The 336-nt window shown below is 56.2% G+C and carries 1 protein-coding gene; it reads right to left on the reverse strand.

The annotated features are described in order from the left end of the window. On the reverse strand, positions 1–336 hold a 336-nt coding region (locus tag GTN70_05640; protein ID NIO16466.1), incomplete at both ends, for a hypothetical protein.

Consider the following 336-nt stretch of genomic DNA (forward strand, 5'->3'; position numbering starts at 1 on the left):
CCCGCCCGGTCGAAGTATTCCTGGAAATTGCCGATATCCATGATCGCCGCGTCGGGCGGAACGAGATCGCTGTCCAGGATATCAGCGACCTTGAGCCGGTAGACCTTTTCATAAATGGAGGCTTCAAGGGTGCCCCCCTTCCTTATGTTGTGCCGGCTCGCAAACGTTCTCGTGACGAGGACTCCGTTTGGCTCCCGGAAATAGTCCTCCATGTTGAACCGTTTTTCCCCCTTTGCACCGAGAAAGGGGATCATCGAGACCGTGTAGATCCCCACGACCTCGATCGCTTCCTGTGACCCGGAAAGGTAGCCCGTCGTCTTTATGACGGGGAAACTG

The organism is Deltaproteobacteria bacterium (assembly GCA_011773515.1).
GTDB lineage: Bacteria > Desulfobacterota > Deferrimicrobia > J040 > J040 > WVXK01.